The following is a 19,815-nucleotide window of genomic DNA, read 5'->3' as shown; positions in this document are numbered from 1 at the left end:
AAATAGTATAAAAAGCATACTTATAAGTGGTGAAAAGAGTTGATAAAAACTAAAAATATCAAAAACAAAATGAACTACAGGAAGCATCAAAAAATAAATGTGAGGGTGTGTTGAAAATGTGAGTGTGTAAAATTTGCGGATTTATTCTTTTTGGTTCGGTTTTGTGGGGGTTTGTGGGGGTTTTGGTTGTCGGTTGTAGAAAGGTTAGTGGTTAGTTTTTTACATCGTTGATTGGTTTGTGTCTATTTTTTCTAAAAATACTTGAAATTTTATTCTTTGTAAACTTACTGCTATTACTATATGTTGGGCTTTTTAAGCATCTTTATAATGGAAATAAAATTGGAAAAATTGCCCAGTTTTTAGTTGAGGTAAAACGGTTGTAAAGTTGTGCAATACAACCTAAGCAATACAACCAATACAACTTTCGTAAGTAAACTAATTAATTGCTCCTAAAAAGTAAGTATCTAAATAAGAATTATAGTTAATTTGAAATATCGTAAAGTTTATTTGTTATCGCATCTACTTTTACTGACATACTATTACTAACAACACAACCCAAAGCATTTGTACCCTTAAATGTCGTTCTAACTTGCATGTGAGGTCTATCAGCTCCATAATAAACAAAATTGATTTTTGTATTTTCATGTTCATATGAATTTGAGTTAGTCATAATAGTTTTAATATAGTCCTCAAAAGGTTTATAGCTACCATCCCAAGGGCTAATATCTTTCATTAATTTTGCTGTATTATAGTATTGCTTCATTTGATGATTGTCTGCTTTTTCATAGTCTATATAACACCAATCTAGCATTTTATTAATTGTTAACTTTTCATCTTTTTCCCAAATGAGTTGTCCTAAGCAATTATAGAAGCTTTTACCATATGATTCTGAAATTTGTTTACTTTGAACGTAATCTTTTGATATATTTTCCAATCTTTGAAGTGATAATGATTGTGCCTCTTTATTTGTTTTTTCTAAGAAATTAGTTTCTTTAGTTGTAGAAAAAATAAAAAAAACTATTATTAATAGTGATACAACTGCTATAGTTATTTTTTTATTTTTCTCTTTTTTTATAATTTTTTCATCAACTTCAAATATAGCTATTGACTTAGTGATACCATCATCTATATATTCAATAAATTTATAATCTTTTTTTAAATATTTTGTTTTGATTTTTTCTAAGTCTTTTAATCTCTGTGCTTGTGTAAAACCAGAAACTTGAATGTTTTTCTTTATCATTTATTCTTCCTTCTTTTTATACTTATGATATTCTTTAATTTTATACTTCAATAAGCTAGCTGCATTACTTTTCATATCAAATGATTTATTCTCTGTACTATCAACAAAACCAAAATGAATCTTTCCACTATTATCTACTTCTATACTATCGGGATTTATTTTTTCATATAAATAAGAAATATCCCCTTTCGTAACTTCATCTTCTTTTATATACACCATATCAAAAAATCTAATATATAATTTACCATGTAACCAATATGCTCCTATTAGCAATGCTAAATAAATTGGAAATATCATCGCAAATGAAAATCTAAACATATTAAATATAGTTAACAAGGATAAAGAAATAACTACAAAAGAATAAAAAAAGAATTGATTAAAAAATGGTGTCTTTATGAGACCTATTTTAAAAAAAGGTTCTATTCTCCTTTGTTTTACTACGTCTTTATTTTCATTTTTAACATTGATTATATTTATTGTATCTATATTGTGAATTTTATCCCCTATATGACTATTATTTCCATCAATCGTGTAATTATCATTTCCTTTAACATCAGCCATCTTCTACCTTTTTAAATTTTATCAAAGTGTCCTACAACACGACCTATTATTTTGCATAATTCAAACTCATTTTTTTCTATTGGTATATCATCATATTCTTTATTATCACTTATTAGTGTAACTTTACCACTAATAGGATTATGATTTATTCTTTTTACCAATACACTGTTATTACAAGAAATGACATATATACCACCATCTTTTATATACATGTTTTCATTTTCAAAAGGGTTTATCATCAGTAACTCACCTTCTTTAAAAGTAGGTTCCATTGAATTACCTATAGCATTAATAATATGAAGATTTTTAAAAGATACCAATCCAAAATGTCTTTGTAAAAAGTTTTTATCAAAACTCATAGGGTGAGGTGCTTCATCATAGTTGATTGCACCATGACCAGCTGATGCATATGTATTTTCTAAATATGGAATACTTACTATCTCTGTAAAATTTTCTTTTTTCTTTTTTTTCTTAGCATTAAATGAATGATTAATACTGCTACCTTTACCGCTCACTGTTACATTATCATTTCCTAAAACAATAGTACTGTCATTTTCCTCTTTTAAAAACATTTCTCCTTTCCCTGTTAGGAGCCAATCATAAGAAATACTTTCTTTTTGTACTATTTTATGTAGTTTTTCATAAGGAATACTATCTCTTTTTATCCAAGTACTCACTGTATTATAGTTAATATTTATTTTTTCAGATAATTTTCTATTATTCGAAACCCCATAAAATAGGCATAATCTATTCAATATCTCTTTTATATTTTCCATTTGAACCTCTTTTGTTAAATAAAACTTTCATTTTGGCTTGACAATACTTTCATTTTGTACTACAATTCATTATTGTTATTCATTATTACAAGAATAATTATAGCATAAACGAAAATATTTTGTTTTATGTTCTTTAAATTTTTAGCTAGAAATCACGCAAACGAATAACTGTGAAGTTATGTTGTCTAGTTTAATGGTAATCCCGAAGTAGGACTGTGATATAGGGGAATTCATATTTAATAAAAAGCTTTACATATAAGGTTTTTTACTAAATATGAAAGGAATGAATTGTGAGTGAAAATAGAGAAAATCAAAAATATTTTGAGGGTAAAAATTGTAACTTAGTTTTAGATTTAGTTGAAAATTATTATGAGCTTTCTTTTGAAGATTTAAATGGAGACACTGAGGTCATAAATACATTTGACAAAGAGGATAAGGCTATGCAAGCCTTCAATAAAACCAAGGAGTATATCGGATGAAAAATAGTGTATTTCAATTGATAGTCAATATGGCAAAAGATATACAAAAGTATAAAAAAGCTTATGAGAGGGAGAAAAAGAAAAGAGAAGAGCTTGAGGAAATAATGTTTAATGATGCTTGTAACAGGCTACGAGGAAATAATTTATATGGATGAGATAATACAAATTATAGTTGTATTTATATCTCAAATGTTATTAATATTTTTTAAGCATGTTGGTATACGAGTGATAGTTAAAGAGCAGATTATCAAGTCTATGTTTATTACATTTTTGATTCAAAGTTCTTGGTTAGTTAGTTCAGCAATTGGTATAAGTGCATTTATGAAAGGCAACTATATAGTAGTTACTTTTTATTTAATTGCAGGAGTTGTTGGTACTTACTTAAATTTTAAAATAAAGGTTTGATATGGGAACAAAAATAAGAGATATGAGTTTGAGAGAGAGGTTTGAGGGGCGGTTTTTGATAAAAAGTAAATATGCCAAGGCTTGTAGAGCTGACCCTAAAATACTGCATCAAGTTCTTGATTTGAAAGGTGATGGAACTAAGAGAGATGGGGCTACAAGAAGAGTTATAGTACAACTTAAAAATGATGGCATATGGATAGGCAAGTTACCGTGGGAGAAATAAGGTGGAGCTTACACAAAAAAAACTGATAGAGTTACTAGATACTAGCCAGCAAGCTTCATCAAAAGCTTTAAAGAATATAACATTTGAACTCAAAGAAGTTAAAAACTCATCAAAAAAAGTTAAACACTACCAACTAAAAGACTTACCACAAAGATACCAAGACAAACTAAAAGAGCAAGGTATCAAAGCTGAAGAAAAAATAGAACAAACTACTAACATATCAAGAGCAACTTTTACACAAAAGTATCTTTTAGCTACTCCTGTTAAACAAAAGCTTGCAGTTCTAAAATGTAAACTCATAGAGTTCTACATGAAAAGAAATGATAGTTTAAATGTTCAAAATTGGTTGGAACTTACTTTAAAAAATAGTTTAGAATTTGATGAGCTAGGTCATGTGAGTGTTAAACAACTTTATGATTGGTATAAAAAGTATCGTGATACTAAAGCAAAAGGTACTAATGTAGTTGAAGCTTTTATAGATAGTAGAGGTGCAAGAAGAGGTGTTAAAGCTCTAAGTGAAGAACAAAAAGAGGTATCGGAAAGATACTTTTTAAAATCTAATAGACCTGTTATGCGTGAAGTATATAGAAACATGTGTCATGGTTTTGGTGAGAGTATGCCTAGTTATGATGTACTTAATAACTACTACAAAGAGTGGAAAAGACTAAACCCTCTTCTATATGAGTTTAGTAAGTCACCTGATAGTGCTAAAAACAAGTACTTAGCAGCATATGGAAATATGAGTGCAAAAGCTAAGTATAGGAATCAATATTGGGAGCTTGACTCTACTCCAGCTGATGTTATATGCAACGATGGAAAAAGATATGCAATCATTGCTGCTCTTGATATACATACAAGAAGAGTTATATTTCATATGAGTGAGACTTCAAGTTCTTACTCAATAAGCCAACTTCTTAGAAAAGCCATACTAAAACTTGGTATTCCTGAAAATGTAGTTATTGACAACGGTAAGGATTATACTTCAAATCACTTTGAAAGTATGTGCTTAAACCTTGGTATCAATATGGTAATTGTACCTCCATTTAGTGGAGAGTGCAAGCCTCATGTAGAAAGAGTTTTTGGAACTTTATCAAGAGAACTATTTGAACAAATACCAGGATACATTGGTCACAATGTAGCACAGCGTTCTGAAATACAAGCAAGAAAAAGCTTTAGTGAAAAAATAAAGTCTCAAGAGAAGTGGAGAGAAGAACAAAAGTTAAAAAGTGATGAAGAGAAAAAAGCTTGGAGAGATGCATGGAAGCTCAAAAAAGAGAACATAGGCTTAGAGCTAAACTTAGCTTTGAGTGCTGATGAACTTGCAATGTGGATTGACAACTGGAACTTGAAAATGTATGAACAAAGAGTTCATAGTGGTATAAAAACGAGCCCAATCAATAAGTGGAATTCTTGTAACTCTATAGTCAAATCCATACCTGATAAAAGAATGCTGGATCTACTCCTAGGTGAGAGTGTCATAAGAAGAGTTGGTAAGAAAGGCATTGCATATGATGGTTGCCAATACGCTCATCTTGAACTTATAGAGTATACAGGTCAATATGTACACATAATGGCTCCTGAAGATATGGGTTTCGTTTTAGTTTATAACGAAAAGATGGAGTTTATCTGTATAGCTGAAGACTTGGAGCATATGGGAGAGAGTAGATATAAAGTACGAAAAGCTAGAAAAAAATCACTTGCACTTATGCGACAGCTTGACAAAATTGTTAAAGCATCAGAAAGCATTAATGACATCACAATACTAAATAGAATTGAAGATGTAAGTGATCTAGTTGAAAGCCAAACTCCTACAGTTATTAAACATACTGAAGCGGTAGATAGATTGATACGTGATGGTAAAACTATTGAAGCTATTGATAAAAATTCGCTAGAAGATTCAAATCGTTATGACTTTACTCAAAAAGACGAAGACGATATGCCAGTCAAACTTCTTCCATCTGGAAGACCTGCATTTAAAAGCTTTTATGAAAGATTTTTATGGGCTTTAGAAAATGATAAGTGGAATGAAAAAGATGAAGCATTAAAAGATAAAAATCTAGCTGTATATGAGTTAGCTTATGAAGATTACACAAGACAAAAAAGTAGTTAAAGGTTTAATAGATAAGTAAGAACTCCTCTTACTTATCGTTTAAGTCTTTTTAGAAGAAAAGACAATTTAATAAAGGATAATTATGAAAGAGGAATTCGTAACAACATCGAATTATAGCAAACTTTTTGAAGCAGTGCAAAGTTTAAAGGACTTACCAAGAACTGCTCCAAAAATGGGACTAGGATTTGGACACTTTGGTTTAGGTAAAACATTTGGACTAGAAAAAGTAGCAACTGTTGAGAATGCAATACTCCTTAGAGCTGTACAAACATGGAGTAAAACAAGTGTTTTAACTGAACTATGTGAAGAGTTAGGACTTGATACAACAGGACACTCTCCAGTTAAGTATAAAAGAGCCTTAGAATCATTACTAAGTGACCCTCGTATCATTATAGTTGATGAGATAGATGCTCTTCTAAGAAGTACCAAATTTGAAGTTTTAGAAATGTTTAGAGACATACACGATGAGAGTGGTGTGGTTGTCTTTTTTGTAGGTATGGAAGAGAGTAATAGAAAGTTAAAAAAATACAAACACTTCTACTCTCGCATAGTAGAGTTTGTGGAGTTTTTACCCATATGTAAAGCTGATATAGAAAAGTTTTGCGAATTGAGTGAGATTATGATTGAGCCTGATTTATTAAAGCATTTTTGGAACAAATATAAAAATCTTAGACAAATAAAAGTCATGCTCTTAAGATTAGAAAAATATTGTTTAGTAAATGAAATAGAAAAATGTGATTTAAAAACATTTAAAAATAGTGGAGCAGAATATGGCGACAACAAAAAGTAATGAACCTTTAATTTATAATAGGGCTATCTCATATAACCAAAAAGTTTGGAACTATATGAGGAGAAATAGAACCTTTAAAATAACTGATGTGATGATTATTACTGGAATGGGATATGAAAGTTTAAAAAATATCATTTGGAATCTTAGGGCTGTTGGATATATAAAAGAAGTTGAAAGAATAAGACCTTACCAAAATTCAACCTTTACTCTTGTTAAAAACACTGGAGTAAAAGCACCACGAATAAATAAAAGAATCGTTCGTGATCGTAATACAAAAGAAATATTTCATGTACAAAATATGAAAGTAAAAAAATCAAAATTACTTACCTTACCAATATCAAGGCAACTGCTAACTTTGATTGATAGTTTAACAGAGACTAAGATAACAAAAATAGAAGTGTGTAAAAAAACAGGTCTTCCTGAAAGTACGATTAAAAATTGGTGGACAAAGCTTATAAATGCAGGAGTAATTGAACCAATAATTCCTATTGTGAGAAGAAATAGAAGGAAGCTTTTTTATGTTCATATTGAGAAAATACCTGAGCTAAGAGAAAAACTAATTAAAGGCAAAAGATATGAAAAAGCTTTTGATTAGAATTTGTAAAGAGCATGGACAAAGAGAAGTTGCAAGAAGAACAGGGGTAAGTCCAGCTTCAATAAATAGGATAATAAAAGGAACCTATCCAAACCCTCAAAAGATACTAGAAAAGGTAAAAGATACGTTCTCTTCTTTCCAAAACATAGAGATAGAGTGTCCTACTTTAGGAGTCATACATATAGATGTGTGTAGTCGTTATAAAGAGTGGAGTAAAGCTAACAAAATCCACAAAGACAGAATCTACATGAGTGTTAAAGAATTATGTAAAAAATGTGAGGAGCTTTAAATGACTGAAATATATTTAAGTCTAGGAATTTTAGTAATAGTTGGTATTTGGGCTATAGGCGAAGAAATAGTTTTAAGATATAGACGAATAAAAGGTAATAGAAGATGGAAAAGAGGAAATTAATACCAGGTATGCAAACACCTAATGCAGTATTTATAAATCCTAAAAAAATACTAATGCAAAAAGGTGAGTTTAAAAAAATATATAGAAGTATAGAGGACAAAAAAATGAAAATTTTTAAAGGGTACGTTTTACTGCAAGAGCTTTATAAAAAGGCTGGCGTAACTAACTCTTTATTTCAGCAAATAGTTGGTGTTGAAATTGAAAAAATGGGACATACAGCAGTAGTAAGAATAGATTCACTACCTCTTAAATATAAAAAGGTAGCACATGAATGCATCAATCTTGGTGAGTATTACACCTACACTGCACTCAATGATGGATTAGGATTAGGTGTAGATAAACTCCACTATTGGGATAGAAGCAAAGAGATGAGCTTTGAGCATAAGAGAGTAGGAAATCATAAACTTTTTAAACTTTCTAAAGCTTTTATAGGTTTTGTATCAAAAGGATTCATTCCTTTTTTGCTAGACAATAGCAACAAAAAATATGCAGATTATACAGTAGAGATGCAAGGTTTAAAAATTGGGTTTTATTAGGATTGTTAGAGTCTTACATGTAAGGCTCTATGGAGTCATAAAAAAATAAAGGAGATAAATATGGCAAAAAATGACAATGGTTGGTTTATGAATAAACAAGGTGAGTATATTCATCCTGACATGGTACCAGCTGACAAACAGTTAGAGGATGAGCTTGTAATAAAGCTCGTGAGTGAAGCTACAGATGTAAAACAAACCATCAAAGAGTTTAAAGAGAGTGCATTTGAGCAGTGTTATAGTTTTAATGACTTACTAAGACAAAAGTATGACATGTCACGAATAGTAAGTAAGAGTGGCTCAGTGACACTAAAAAGCTTTGATGGAGTAAGTGAAGTTCAAATTCAAATTGCAAAGCTTATTACGTTTGATCAGAAGCTAACTTTAGCAAAAGAGAAAATAGATGAGTACTTGGCTGAGAAAACAGAACATGCAGATGCAGAGATAAGAACACTCATAACTAGGAGCTTTGATGTTAAAAATGGAAAAGTTGATGTTAAACAAATCTTATCTTTAAAAAGCTATCCAATTACTCATAAAAAATGGCTAGAAGCTATGGCTATGATTGATGATGCAACAGAGATAGCTGGAACTAAATCATACATAAGATTCAAGCAAAGAGAAGATGAGAAGCTTGATGGTGATATGAAAACAATTGTTTTAGATATTGCAGGAGTGTAAAGATGCATAGTAGATTTTTTGATAGAAATGAATTTGCTTGTAAATGTGGATGCGGATTTGATGTAGTGGATATAGATGTACATGATGCTTTAGAGCATGTAAGATTTACTTTTGAGAAGCCTGTCATTATAACAAGTGGTTGTAGATGTGCTAAACACAATAAGAGCATTGGAGGAGCTGAGAGTTCACAACACATACTAGGTAAAGCTGTTGATTTTAGAGTTAAAGATGTACATGAAAGTGTTGTAGCTAGTTTTTTAGAGAGTGAGTACCCTAATAAATTTGGAATAGGACGATACAAAGGTAGAACCCATCTTGATGTTAGAGATGGCAAAGCTAGATGGGATGCAAGATGAGTGCTGTTATTTCTGAAAAAGTTACTTTAACAGTAGTGGCAAGAAAAGGTACTCTTACAGAATTTAATGAAGAGTGGTTAAATGCAAAAACTGATGGAATTGAATGCACAGTATCAAGAGCTATGCAATCACAAAACTTGTACATTTGCATAAATGATGAATCTTGGATTATTGACGTTGAAGAAATTGCGAATACTCTAATTAACAAAGTTATTCTCGAAGTTGTAAGTAATTGTTGCAAAGCTCCTATAGAAATAAACACTGGTGTTTGCTCTAAATGCAAAGAGCATTGTGAAGAAGAAGTTTTAGGGTAGCTTCATAGAGTCTTAGATGTAAGGCTCTATTGAGATTATAAGATAAGAAAGGTTTGATATGGGTTTTAATTTTCTAAGAGGTAGTACTCTTGAGAGAAAAGATTTTGAATTAGATGAGAAAAAAGCATATATAGAAGATTTTCTATATAGCAATAGTATAAATCTCATCTACTCTCCTCCAAAACAGGGCAAGACATGGTTAGGGTATGGCATAACAACAACTTTAGTACAAAGGGATGATGTTAAAGGTGTGTTTTATATTGATATGGATAACGGTCTTAGTTCACTTAAAGAGAGATCTATAAATAATGAGTTCATTGTTCATCCAAAAATTGAATATGTAAGTCGCTCTAAGATTGATTGTACGGCAATGGAATATCTAAGAATGATAGATCAAGAAGCAACTGCTGGAAACTATAAAGGGTATACATTTATATTTGAGACTACTAAGGATTTTGTTGATACAGATAGTAAATCTCAATCAGTAGAGTTCATGAAGATCATGATGAATATTAGAGATGCAGGAGCGACTGTTATCATCATGCACCATGCTACAAAAGCTGGACGAACTATATCTGGAGTTCAAGTTTTCATTAACTCTCCAGATAACGTATATGAGATGATACAAAAAGCTAGAGAAGAGAATAAGCTTCACTTTATGCTCAATGTTACCCATGCTAGAACGCTTGTAAAAGATGTTGGGCTTACTGTCGATACTGCGACTTTAGAGCTTACTATGATAGATGAGATATATGCAACCATGAGTGAGTATGAAGAAGAATTTGTTAGAAAAGGGAAAGAAGCTCTAAAGAAAAACCCTAGTGGACTAGGACAAACCGAACTACTTAAACATATAGGGTATGAAAAAACAGATAAGACAGCAAGAGATATCCTTGAAAAATTTAATGATAGATTTTGGAAAAAACATCAAGAGAAAAAAGGCAAACCTATTATTTATAGTGTAATTTAGTACAACCGTTACAACCGTTACAACCGCCCCATCAACACGGTTGTAACGGTTGTAGCGGTTGTAAAGAAAAAAAGGAAGAATATGACACAAAAACAAACAGCATTAAAAAAAATGCTTGTACGCCAAATACATATAAACTCTAAAAACGTATTTAACGAAAAAGAAGAGAGACTACTTTTTATGGAAAGTAGATTTGGAAAGAGCAGCACACTTGATATGAGTATAGATGAACTTAAACTACTTCTACAATTTTGTGAGAGAAAAGTGAGTGATATAGCTGTTATAAATAAAACAGAAGTTGGAGTAGAGTTTATTACAGCAGCACAAAAAGAAAAAATACGAGTTTTATGGAAACTAAAAGCTAGAGACAAAAGTGAAAATGCTTTACTTTCTTTTGCTTCTAAGATAACAAAAAGAGATGTAAAACGCTTAGACGATATACTCAAAGGTAAAGGAACAAAGCTAATAATCGCCCTAAACAAACTTACAAATTGAAATAAAACTTAAATAATATTGTAATTTGAAATATTTTTTGTTATACTTCTTTCAAAACAAAGGGGAGTATTATATGACAACTATTACAAGTTATGATATGTTTGAAGAGTTTTTTGACTTCATAAAACTCCCAACTACTGATAAAAAAGCCACCATAAAAGAGTTTGGTGGCTCAAACTTCTATATTCCTTCTTATAAAACAACTATGCGTAATGCAGAAATAATTCAAAAATATAAAAATAAATCTACTGTTAAAATACTGGCTCGTGAATATGACTTAACTGAGAGGCAAATTTATGACATAACTAAAGAAGTTCGAAACCCTAGTCTATTTTAAAGCTTCATATATTCCTCAATAATTTTCTCTAATTCTTCTTTAACATTGTCATATAAACTCTCATCTTCTTTTATAGGCATAAAAGGACGAGCAGCAATCTTTCCATCTTTTGTTCCAAATTGATGTATTACTGGGTAAGGATAACCACCTTTTGTAGCATTTAAGCCTATGGTTGCACTATGTTTGTTATGAGTAGTATTGAGCGAGTCTTGCATGTGACCTGATTTATAGAGTATTTTTTGAGAGCCATTTTTTCTTTTGTGCGTAGAACTTTTAATAGGATTCCAGCTAATGCCATCTGGGCTTTTTTGTTCATCAAAGCTATCTTGAACTGTATTGTAAAGATGATTAGCTAGTTCTGCCATAAGAGGTGTAGTATCTTTGGCTTTATTACTTATGTTTTGTATCTTTTTTTGAACTTTATCTAAGCCTTGAACGCCTATGCTTATTTGCATATTATTAGCCTTTGTTGTATAATTTTATAAAGAAGAGGATATGCCTTACGGAATGAGCAATGATACACCACATCGTGCAAAGGTAAGGAGAAATTGGTGTCTAGTCCTCTTTTTTATATATTAGTTTTTCAAATCTTCTTTTATTTACTTGTGTAGCTTCTTTAACATAGTAAGCACTTACTCCTTGAGTTTTATCTTTCAGATATTCAAAGATAACGAGTAAGGCTCTTTGTTTACCATCATCATTTAGATATCTAAACATTTTTTTTAAAACTCTCTTTTCTCCAGTAATTTTACCTACATCAAATTCCAAATATATTTCATGTGGTTCTTTAATAGTTTTTGCTATTTCATCTAAGTATAAATGTCTATTTTGTTTTTTTATTTTACTGTGTCCACTTGCACTTAGAAACAAAGATTTATCTATAATCATAGGGTCATTTACTTTATCAATGAATATCTCTCCCTCTTTTATTCCCATTGTTTTATAAAATTTACTCTCTAGCTCTTTCTCACTAAGGTTTTTATAGCTATCTTTTTTGATACTTTTTAGAGTGCTTAATGTACTTAAGCTTTTATCCAAGTCTATCTTTGAGAGTTGTGATACTTTACTTGTATCTCCTACATTGTAGTCCCAATCTTTTGAGGCTATGTTTGATGAACTCCCTTTTTCAATCTTCCATCCTTTTTTTTCAATCTCTTTGAGTGAACGAGCGGTAACTTTACATTTGCAACCCCAACCATTTGGTGGATAGTTGGTATTCCACCAAGAGTCATCTCTATGTTTTATAGTTCCATGCATAGCAGCATGTTTATCTCTTGTGCTTTCTAATAATGCTGATTGGTATCTCCAGTAAACTGATAAAGGAAGTGCTCTCATCTGTTTATGACGAGCCTGAGCATAAGATACTCTCATATTGGTATCATAGATATTTTTTAATCTTCTTGAACCAATATCTATAGTTTTTACTTCTCCCGTACGAGGGTTTATGATATCTTGTTTACCCCACCAACCTTTCTTTTGAAGAGTTGGCACTATCTCCTTTTTAAAATCATCAAAATGTTTACCAGTTTTTAGTGAATCATCTAAAGAAGTGAACACATCATGCAATAAATCAAGTCTAGTTATCTTTGCAACTGTAAAGCTTTTGTGATGTGCTGCCTTTTGTATCTCGTTGTAATCAAAGCTCAACTTATAACCTTTGTTCTGAAGATACTTTATAGCCTCTTTAGGAGCAAGATTAAAGTCAAACTTAACCATTTGGATTCTCTTCATCTACCTCAGAGACTCCAAGAATTGAAGAGTTTGCAATGTATTTAAAAAGGTTATCTTCCAAATCAGCAGTATCTATTTTAGGATAGAGTGCTGCTAAGTTATCAAAGGCTTCTTCATAAGAATTAGAGGTATTGGTAGCTTGTATAATTTGCTTTTGAAATGTTAGTGGGTCAATTGTATCTATTTTTGAGCTTTGTATATGTAACTCATCTTGATAGTCTAAAGAAAAAGCTTTCATTGAGTTTGGAAATACCTTTGGTTCACTCTGTTTTTTTTCTACTTGAATATTATAGGTTTTTTCAATGTATTCTTGTGTTGGTATATAACCCATATCTGAAATTATTTTGTCACGATCTGCTAAGTTTTTATTTACATCTTCTTTATCTTTGAGTCGCCCTGTGATTTCATCACTTATTTGATTGAGCTCTTTAAATGAGTCTATTACATTTTTAATAATTTTATTTACAATATTTTCATCTGCTCGTGCAAGATCTATTCTAATTGTATTGTGTACAGTAGCAGCTGCTTGTGAACCACCTTTTACTTGCCCTGTTAGATTTCCTCCTAAAATTACCTCTCTTATTTGGTTATCTATGTATTCTATAATCTCTTTAAAATCACCCTTATCTTTTGCTGTTACTATTTCAATTGAATCATCTGAATCCAAGACTGCACCATCTCCTCCAAGCATGTTGTATATCTCATCTGCTAAGAGTTCTTTGTCTCCCTCTGTTTTAGATATAACCCAAGGCGTTCCAAATCTTTCAAGCAATTCAACCCAAAACTCTAATGAAGCATTTTTAAACTCTATAAGCCAAAACAGTGGATTATAAAGAGGTTGCCCATAAGGTTTTAAAGGTTTTGCTTTATAAACTGCATGCAAAGCTTTGTGGTCCATAATGTTTTCAGGCATACCATCAGCAGCAAACTTTAAAACACTATTTTCTAAAATAAACTCTTTGTAATTTCTCTCTACAAGTGTAGGATAAAGATAGTACTCATGCTCTTCCCAATTCAACTCAAAAACTCCTATGCCCTGATATGGAGTATCTAGAATTGAATCTAAAGTATCATAGTTAAAAATGCTCTCAAGTTTTTCTCTTATAACATCATCTTTACATGTAATAAAAATCTCTTTTTTAAGTACATGAGCTTTTCTGCTTCCTTTAGCTGCTGTAACGGTACTATCTCTCTCTATCTTATCTATCTCAATATCACTTAACCAATTTGAACTTACAGGAAGATCAAAAAGAGATTTAAGTATATCTTTGTGTTTACTGGTTAATTTAGTAATTTGTCTTTTCTCACTTTTTGAGTTTTTTACAAGTGAGCCCATAGCTCTAAATTTCTTTGGTATTAAATTTCTTATTTTCATCATCTTCTGCTCCTTGTAGCTCTATTTCTTCTTGGTCTTTGATGCCTTACATTAGTTCTACGTCCACCACTTTTAGCATCTTTTTTTAGTCTTCTTAATTTACTTAGTCTATATATTGCTGAGAGTGGATCATGCAAATCATCATGGTCCGCTTCAGGAAAATCATCCATTTGTGCAAAAAGGTCATGATGATCTCCTACAAAGATAATATCTCCTTCATCACAAGGAAATTCTAACTCTCCCATTCGGTCTTCTTTGTTGTCAGTATGATGTATAAACTTAGTACTTGGCATAGGTACACCTTGACGAAAAGCTTCATCTTTTATCCAATCTCTAAGCATATAAAAACCACCGTTTTTATCTCCACTTAGTAAATACACTTTCATTGTTTTCAAAAGTCTAATAGTCTCAGTGACTACAGGCTTACCTTTTATTCTTTTCATATTGCTATAAAATACATAAAGCTTTTGAGTAGCATTACATAAGCCAGCTCCTATGAATCCACAGAAGTCACCAACAACGCTATCACCCTTGGCATCAACATATAAAAATATCTTGTCAAGTTTTGGCATTTGTGTATGTGTAATTTTTATAAATTTGCTTGAGTCAAACTTCTGATTCTCTGAGTTTGGATTGTTCTGCTGCTCTTTTTGAAAAGCTTTAGCATTAGATGCTCTTTTTTGCATGAGAAGTTCAAGTTTGATAGCATCCCATAGTAGTACTGCTCCCTCATCCATCTTCTTTTTATTTTCAAGATAGAAGTTGTGAGCTTCATCTAAACCATTATATCTATAGATATCTCCATATTCATCCCACATATCTATATTTGTTGGATAAGAGATTAGGCTTCTAAATACAACAGGATTCCAAAACTTTAACTTGAGCTTTCTTGATAAAACAGAATCACGATGAAGGATAGTTCCTATATAAAGTATATCCATAGAACCGTCAACGCTTCCTAAGTTATCAATCGCTTCGTCTAACCAATCTTCAAGCTTATCTCTTTGTTTACGACTGCGAACATTTGTGTCATTTTCTAAATCATCGATAATGGTAAGATCAGGTCTAAAAGCACCATGAAAAACACCTCTTACTCTTTTGCTACTACCATAACCTTTAAGTCTTATATTGTTTCTAGTAACTATTTCACCAATTTTCCATACTTTACCAATATTGGTAGCGTGAGGAAAATCTGCTTTTAATCTTGCGTTCTCTTCCAATTCAGCTTTAATAGATTCTATAAGAATTTCTGAAAGCTCTATCGCATCAGAGAACATAGTTATAAACTTTTTGAAATCATTTACAATGCACCAAATAGGAAATACTCTTGAAGCATCTGTACTTTTCCCATTGCCACGAGGAGCCGCTTTTGCAAATTTTAAACCTTGTAATTTTTTCTTATCAGCTATTTTAAAATAAGTATTTTCTAAATCTTCTTGAAGTAGAGACTTACCAGCAAGCGTATAATAATGAGGAAAATAAGTCTGTCTAAAAAAGTGAAAATCGTTTAATTGCCTTTTTACCCTCGTGTCTTTATCTTTTGGGTTTAGTGCATTAGTGGCTTTTATTTGCTCTTTTAACACGGAAGTGTAATCACTAAGCCAATTCTTAAAAGCTTTTCTAGTTATCTTTTGTGCTTGTGTTTGATTTAGTCCAGCAGCTAATGCACCTTGATTTGCATCTTCAAGAAATGCGTATAATTCTGTTTTACTAAATAGAGACATCACTTAACTCTTCTTGTATAGAGTAAATGATTGAAACAACTTCTTCCATGCACTCTTTTGGTAAGGCTTTATTTAAAGCTTCTAAAACTGTTTTTATAGTATGCTTAACAATTCCTAATTTATAAGCCTCTGGGTCTTCCGCACTTGCTACTTTTCGCATTTTTGAAAAGCTGTCACCAAGTGAAACTATTAATTGCGTTTTTACTTCAGGCTTTAGCTCTTCATTCTCTCTGATCTCTTTTAATGAATCATACATGTAATCAACAAACATAGAATACATATTTTCTTTATCTTTATGTGATTTTTGAATACATTTTGAAGCTCTTAGTGTTAGCCAATCGAAACCATCTTTTTTATCTTTACTTTTATAATTAGAAATAGTCTTTTCACCTACTCCCAAAGTATTAGCTATATCTTTAAACCCTTTATTTGCATCTACAAATAATGAACGTGCTAATAATTTATTTCGTTCTGCATTATTTAGCTTCACCTAAAACCCTCTTTCTTTACTCTTCTTGTAGCTCTATGTCTAAAAGCAAAAGATTTATTCTCATCTGGAATACTAGAACTTGTATCTGCTCTTTTTTGAGTTATAAGCCTTCCATTGCTCATCTTTGTCAGATATGCTTCATTCTCTTTCTTTAATTCTTTGTCTTCATCACTTACTAAACCATTTTTCCTTTTTAACTCATAGATAGTTAAGTCAGTAGTTATCTTCTTTAGAAGTGTTGTAGGATCAACTGGTAGAACTATAAAAGACTCTATAAAAGAGATAGCATCATTTAGAGCATCATCAATCACATCTTGATTCAACTCTCCTGTTGCATTTATGTCAGAAAGTTCAAGTAGTTCTTGTTCACTTATCTCTTTTAGTAAATCTTCATTGGTAATCATCTTTAAAATCCTCATAATGGTGTTTAAAACGTGTTTAAAAATCAAAAACTAAGTTTAAACGATACATTTATCGTCTTTAAGGGTAAAAGGGCTTAAAAGCCCTTTTACGTTATGCACTAAATTTCAGTTTTATTAATGCTCCTGGACGAACACAATAAGGCAGTGGTTTTGTTTCTGTTTCAATTCCCCAACCTTTACCTTTGCCTAACTTTTCAGGTGCTGCTGCAAAGAAAAGTTTTGGTGCTGATTTTAAAGCCTCTGTATGATCTGCTCTACCATATATAAAATGGAAAACATCTTCACTTGTCGGAATCACAATCGCTTCTCCATCTAAAATGTACTGCTTTTTATTTCCATTTTCATCTTTAAAAGATGGATTGTATGGAATAAAAGTGGTACCTTGTATTTCTAATACTCTTTTATTGTCAGCTTGTTTAACCCATTTCGCCTCGTTTGACTTAAATAAATCAGCTGCCAAAGCCTTTGCTGCTAATCTATTTAAAAACGTTCTTGAAGCTAGTACTTCATAAGGTACTTCTTTACCTAACTCATCTACAAGAGCATCATCTATTTCATTAAGAACTTTAGTAATTTCTTTATTTTTAAACTCTACTTTTGGAGCAGTTGTATTGAACTCTAAAAGTATTTTGCCCTCTCCATCAACAACTCTACCAAACAAAGCACCAGTACACATATATTCAATAGTTGTCATATAGTCATTTTTATGCTCTTTTAAAATCTTAGCAATTTTTTGACTAACTGATTCTACTTTTGCCTTACCTTCTAAACTCTCAAATTCATTTATTTCATGAGCAAGAATTTGATCGCTTAAACCAAAGCGGGGGAGTTTAATTGTTAAAAGAAAGACATCACCCATATCTTTAACTAATCTATCCGCACCAGGAGCAATGGTTTTTAGAACAATCCCAGCACCTTTTTTTATTTTAAGTTCTGCTGTTTGACCTAAAATACCTTCTGCTTTTGTTTTAAAATATCTATCATAAACAAAAGTACTTGCTTCTTTGGTTTGTTCAATGGCTTTAAGCATAGTTGATAAAGTCCATAGTTTCATAATTTCTAAAATGTTCATTTTTTACCTCTACTTTAAAATAATTTTATTTGCAAACAGATGTAATTTATAATCTGCAACATAAGAATCAAGATGTTTTTCTCTAACAATTCCTACAACTAGAACTTCACTTTTACCAGTCTTACTAATATTTTCACACAAAATACCATTTGGCTCTGCTGCATTATCAGCAGGAACTGTAAATGTGTCACCACCATCAATTGTAATCAAAACTTGTCCAGGTTTTAAAATGGTATCTGCTTCAACATTTACTGTTGCATATACTGCTAAAGTCTTTTTAATCACCACATCGCTTTGTCTTTTTACAGAGATGTTTTTTATACTAGAGCCTGTAAGTTCACCCATTATCAATTCCTCCTAATTTAAGTACATCAAGTTGTTCACCACCTTGTTTGTTATTTACAAACATGTCACCTTCAGGTTTTTCAACTATCTTTTTTGCTTTATCAAGAAAATTAGTTAAACCCTCTTTATTTGTTTTTCCAAATGCTAGTAAATCAGCTTTTTGATCAGGGTGAACTTTTTTTGCTGCAATTGCAGCATCTACTTCTCCCTCTACTCTTTTGGCTTCATTAGCCTCTTTATCTTTTTTTAGATCTTTGTTCTCAGCTTCAAGATCATCCATTTTTTTCTTATCTTTTGGATCCATATCTATTTTCTCCTTATTATGATTTTTTTTATTTGCTATCACTTCACCAAGCTCTTCAAAAAAAGGGCGATTAGTTAATGCCACAGAGTGTAGACTCCAACCTATATCATCACCGGTAACTTGATCTATGGTTCTTTGATCTAGTACAGGTGAAATATATTTATACTTTTCACTTTGAATAAGTTCTAGTGCATCGTCTAACCACTTAACTTTTGCCCATAACTCTTCACCTTTTATAAATAACTCTTTTATCCAACCTGTTGCTGGAGCTTTATTATCCCAAAGTGAAGCATGTTCAAAATCTGCAACAATATCAATGCCCATATTCTCAAAATTAGTTTTAATTTGTTCTAAGTCTTCAAGTGTTAATTTAAATGGTCCATTTGCATGACCTTTCCACTCTCCTGTAACTGCTATTTTTAAATCATATAATTTATTATTATCTTGGGTTTTACCCAAAGCAAATAAAATATTACATGCAATAAGTGTTTTATTCATATAATTCTCCTTTTAATTGTCTAATACAACACTAATTTCTTTTGTAAAAACAGTTAAATACCCTGCACTTACAACTGAATCATATATTTTTTCTGACTTTCCAACTACAATAGGTTCTGAACCAACAAAGCTTTTTAGAGCAACTTTCTTATCTATGTCTTTTAATAGATCATAAATTTCATTGTGTTTGGAAATTCTTGTTTTTTTGTTTTTTGAGTATGAAATGTGAGTTATATATAGGTTAAACTTATGCTCTTTTTTTAGAGGATTAACTGGTTTATCCCCTACGTAATCAACTAGAATAAGTGGTGATGCTTTTAAATTTACTTTAAAGTTTTTAGGATCAGCTAACTCTCCAAAATAAGTCTCTGCATTTAACTCATCTTTGTCTAATTCCAATATAAGTGCCGCTTTAAAATCACCAATCATTTATAACCTCATAATTTTAATTTAGCTGAATTATAGGTCTTATGATAGGTATCAATCTAGCGAAGTTATTCTCAGAAATTAATCTCTGAATTGCTTGTCTTTATTGTTTCTGTGCTCTTTAAATAAAATACGTTTATTAAAAAAAGTT

The 19,815-nt window shown here is 31.1% G+C and carries 29 protein-coding genes; 16 read left to right on the top strand and 13 right to left on the bottom strand.

Annotated elements, in window-relative coordinates; genetic code table 11:
• Positions 1-481: 481 nt before the first annotated feature.
• From QZZ48_RS03730 to QZZ48_RS03720, 3 genes are read right to left on the bottom strand one after another with little or no spacing between them, the layout of a single operon-like run.
• A complete protein-coding gene (locus QZZ48_RS03730; RefSeq protein WP_294962097.1) occupies positions 482-1,240 on the bottom strand; it encodes a hypothetical protein in 759 nt (252 codons plus the stop codon).
• On the bottom strand, positions 1,241-1,801 hold the full coding sequence (locus tag QZZ48_RS03725) for a DUF5392 family protein (RefSeq protein WP_294962096.1): 561 nt from the start codon (positions 1,799-1,801) through the stop codon (positions 1,241-1,243).
• 11 nt (positions 1,802-1,812) lie between these two features.
• On the bottom strand, positions 1,813-2,577 hold the full coding sequence (locus tag QZZ48_RS03720; RefSeq protein WP_294962095.1) for a S24 family peptidase: 765 nt from the start codon (positions 2,575-2,577) through the stop codon (positions 1,813-1,815).
• A gap of 290 nt (positions 2,578-2,867) precedes the next feature.
• On the opposite strand from QZZ48_RS03720, the gene QZZ48_RS03715 reads away from it, so the two are divergent.
• The 16 genes from QZZ48_RS03715 (at position 2,868) to QZZ48_RS03640 (ending at position 11,277) form a co-directional block, all read left to right on the top strand.
• Entirely contained in the window at positions 2,868-3,056 is a 189-nt protein-coding gene (locus QZZ48_RS03715; protein WP_294962093.1) for a hypothetical protein, read from the top strand.
• The gene (locus tag QZZ48_RS03710) at positions 3,053-3,211 is read left to right on the top strand and encodes a hypothetical protein (RefSeq protein ID WP_294962091.1); all 159 of its coding nucleotides are present in this window, start codon (positions 3,053-3,055) and stop codon (positions 3,209-3,211) included. Before QZZ48_RS03715 ends, QZZ48_RS03710 begins: the two co-directional genes overlap by 4 nt.
• Positions 3,204-3,461 carry a hypothetical protein gene (locus QZZ48_RS03705; RefSeq protein ID WP_294962089.1) on the top strand — a complete coding sequence of 86 codons (258 nt, stop codon included), beginning with the start codon at positions 3,204-3,206 and terminating at the stop codon, positions 3,459-3,461. The genes QZZ48_RS03710 and QZZ48_RS03705 overlap by 8 nt, the downstream gene beginning before the upstream one ends.
• A 1-nt stretch (position 3,462) precedes the next feature.
• Complete coding sequence (locus QZZ48_RS03700) at positions 3,463-3,684, top strand: hypothetical protein (protein WP_294962088.1); 222 nt, start codon at positions 3,463-3,465, stop codon at positions 3,682-3,684.
• A 1-nt stretch (position 3,685) separates the two neighbouring features.
• The gene (locus tag QZZ48_RS03695; protein ID WP_294962086.1) at positions 3,686-5,794 is read left to right on the top strand and encodes a transposase family protein; all 2,109 of its coding nucleotides are present in this window, start codon (positions 3,686-3,688) and stop codon (positions 5,792-5,794) included.
• Positions 5,795-5,876: 82 nt separating this feature from the next.
• Positions 5,877-6,584: an AAA family ATPase gene (locus QZZ48_RS03690; RefSeq protein ID WP_294962084.1), complete on the top strand. Its 708-nt coding sequence runs from the start codon at positions 5,877-5,879 to the stop codon at positions 6,582-6,584.
• The gene (locus tag QZZ48_RS03685; RefSeq protein ID WP_294962083.1) at positions 6,565-7,179 is read left to right on the top strand and encodes a hypothetical protein; all 615 of its coding nucleotides are present in this window, start codon (positions 6,565-6,567) and stop codon (positions 7,177-7,179) included. The genes QZZ48_RS03690 and QZZ48_RS03685 overlap by 20 nt, the downstream gene beginning before the upstream one ends.
• The gene (locus QZZ48_RS03680) at positions 7,160-7,468 is read left to right on the top strand and encodes a helix-turn-helix transcriptional regulator (protein WP_294962082.1); all 309 of its coding nucleotides are present in this window, start codon (positions 7,160-7,162) and stop codon (positions 7,466-7,468) included. Before QZZ48_RS03685 ends, QZZ48_RS03680 begins: the two co-directional genes overlap by 20 nt.
• Positions 7,469-7,591 carry a hypothetical protein gene (locus tag QZZ48_RS03675; RefSeq protein WP_294962080.1) on the top strand — a complete coding sequence of 41 codons (123 nt, stop codon included), beginning with the start codon at positions 7,469-7,471 and terminating at the stop codon, positions 7,589-7,591.
• Positions 7,573-8,127 (top strand): hypothetical protein, encoded by a 555-nt coding sequence (locus QZZ48_RS03670; protein ID WP_294962078.1) that lies wholly within the window; start codon positions 7,573-7,575, stop codon positions 8,125-8,127. The genes QZZ48_RS03675 and QZZ48_RS03670 overlap by 19 nt, the downstream gene beginning before the upstream one ends.
• A gap of 60 nt (positions 8,128-8,187) precedes the next feature.
• Positions 8,188-8,805: a DUF3164 family protein gene (locus tag QZZ48_RS03665; protein WP_294962077.1), complete on the top strand. Its 618-nt coding sequence runs from the start codon at positions 8,188-8,190 to the stop codon at positions 8,803-8,805.
• A 2-nt stretch (positions 8,806-8,807) separates the two neighbouring features.
• Complete coding sequence (locus QZZ48_RS03660) at positions 8,808-9,161, top strand: D-Ala-D-Ala carboxypeptidase family metallohydrolase (protein WP_294962075.1); 354 nt, start codon at positions 8,808-8,810, stop codon at positions 9,159-9,161.
• On the top strand, positions 9,158-9,475 hold the full coding sequence (locus QZZ48_RS03655; RefSeq protein WP_294962073.1) for a hypothetical protein: 318 nt from the start codon (positions 9,158-9,160) through the stop codon (positions 9,473-9,475). The genes QZZ48_RS03660 and QZZ48_RS03655 overlap by 4 nt, the downstream gene beginning before the upstream one ends.
• A gap of 58 nt (positions 9,476-9,533) precedes the next feature.
• A complete protein-coding gene (locus tag QZZ48_RS03650) occupies positions 9,534-10,445 on the top strand; it encodes a helicase DnaB (RefSeq protein ID WP_294962071.1) in 912 nt (303 codons plus the stop codon).
• A gap of 81 nt (positions 10,446-10,526) precedes the next feature.
• Entirely contained in the window at positions 10,527-10,940 is a 414-nt protein-coding gene (locus tag QZZ48_RS03645) for a phage protein GemA/Gp16 family protein (RefSeq protein WP_294962069.1), read from the top strand.
• 73 nt (positions 10,941-11,013) lie between these two features.
• Positions 11,014-11,277, top strand: a complete 264-nt coding sequence (locus QZZ48_RS03640) for a Mor transcription activator family protein (RefSeq protein WP_294962067.1) — start codon at positions 11,014-11,016, stop codon at positions 11,275-11,277.
• Here the strand turns inward: QZZ48_RS03640 and QZZ48_RS03635 are convergent.
• The 10 genes from QZZ48_RS03635 to QZZ48_RS03590 all read right to left on the bottom strand — a co-directional run bounded on the left by QZZ48_RS03635 (position 11,274) and on the right by QZZ48_RS03590 (position 19,667).
• Positions 11,274-11,732 (bottom strand): phage virion morphogenesis protein, encoded by a 459-nt coding sequence (locus QZZ48_RS03635; protein WP_294962065.1) that lies wholly within the window; start codon positions 11,730-11,732, stop codon positions 11,274-11,276. The genes QZZ48_RS03640 and QZZ48_RS03635 overlap by 4 nt on opposite strands.
• A gap of 100 nt (positions 11,733-11,832) precedes the next feature.
• Entirely contained in the window at positions 11,833-13,008 is a 1,176-nt protein-coding gene (locus tag QZZ48_RS03630) for a phage minor head protein (protein WP_294962064.1), read from the bottom strand.
• The gene (locus QZZ48_RS03625) at positions 12,986-14,386 is read right to left on the bottom strand and encodes a DUF935 family protein (protein WP_294962062.1); all 1,401 of its coding nucleotides are present in this window, start codon (positions 14,384-14,386) and stop codon (positions 12,986-12,988) included. The genes QZZ48_RS03630 and QZZ48_RS03625 overlap by 23 nt, the downstream gene beginning before the upstream one ends.
• The gene (locus tag QZZ48_RS03620) at positions 14,383-16,107 is read right to left on the bottom strand and encodes a hypothetical protein (RefSeq protein WP_294962060.1); all 1,725 of its coding nucleotides are present in this window, start codon (positions 16,105-16,107) and stop codon (positions 14,383-14,385) included. The genes QZZ48_RS03625 and QZZ48_RS03620 overlap by 4 nt, the downstream gene beginning before the upstream one ends.
• On the bottom strand, positions 16,094-16,597 hold the full coding sequence (locus tag QZZ48_RS03615) for a DUF1804 family protein (RefSeq protein ID WP_294962058.1): 504 nt from the start codon (positions 16,595-16,597) through the stop codon (positions 16,094-16,096). The genes QZZ48_RS03620 and QZZ48_RS03615 overlap by 14 nt, the downstream gene beginning before the upstream one ends.
• Entirely contained in the window at positions 16,594-17,001 is a 408-nt protein-coding gene (locus QZZ48_RS03610) for a phage protein Gp36 family protein (RefSeq protein WP_294962056.1), read from the bottom strand. Before QZZ48_RS03610 ends, QZZ48_RS03615 begins: the two co-directional genes overlap by 4 nt.
• A 109-nt stretch (positions 17,002-17,110) precedes the next feature.
• On the bottom strand, positions 17,111-18,091 hold the full coding sequence (locus QZZ48_RS03605; protein WP_294962054.1) for a major capsid protein: 981 nt from the start codon (positions 18,089-18,091) through the stop codon (positions 17,111-17,113).
• A 9-nt stretch (positions 18,092-18,100) separates the two neighbouring features.
• Positions 18,101-18,436, bottom strand: coding sequence for a hypothetical protein (locus QZZ48_RS03600; RefSeq protein ID WP_294962052.1), 336 nt, complete (start codon positions 18,434-18,436; stop codon positions 18,101-18,103).
• A complete protein-coding gene (locus QZZ48_RS03595; protein WP_294962050.1) occupies positions 18,429-19,238 on the bottom strand; it encodes a phage protease in 810 nt (269 codons plus the stop codon). The genes QZZ48_RS03600 and QZZ48_RS03595 overlap by 8 nt, the downstream gene beginning before the upstream one ends.
• A 12-nt stretch (positions 19,239-19,250) precedes the next feature.
• A complete protein-coding gene (locus QZZ48_RS03590; protein ID WP_294962048.1) occupies positions 19,251-19,667 on the bottom strand; it encodes a hypothetical protein in 417 nt (138 codons plus the stop codon).
• Positions 19,668-19,815: the final 148 nt, after the last annotated feature.

This window comes from Sulfurimonas sp. (assembly GCF_016744025.1).
Classification (GTDB): Bacteria; Campylobacterota; Campylobacteria; order Campylobacterales; family Sulfurimonadaceae; genus Sulfurimonas.
The sequence above is the reverse complement of the archived record's forward strand: the minus strand, read 5'-3'. Positions and strand labels throughout refer to the sequence as shown.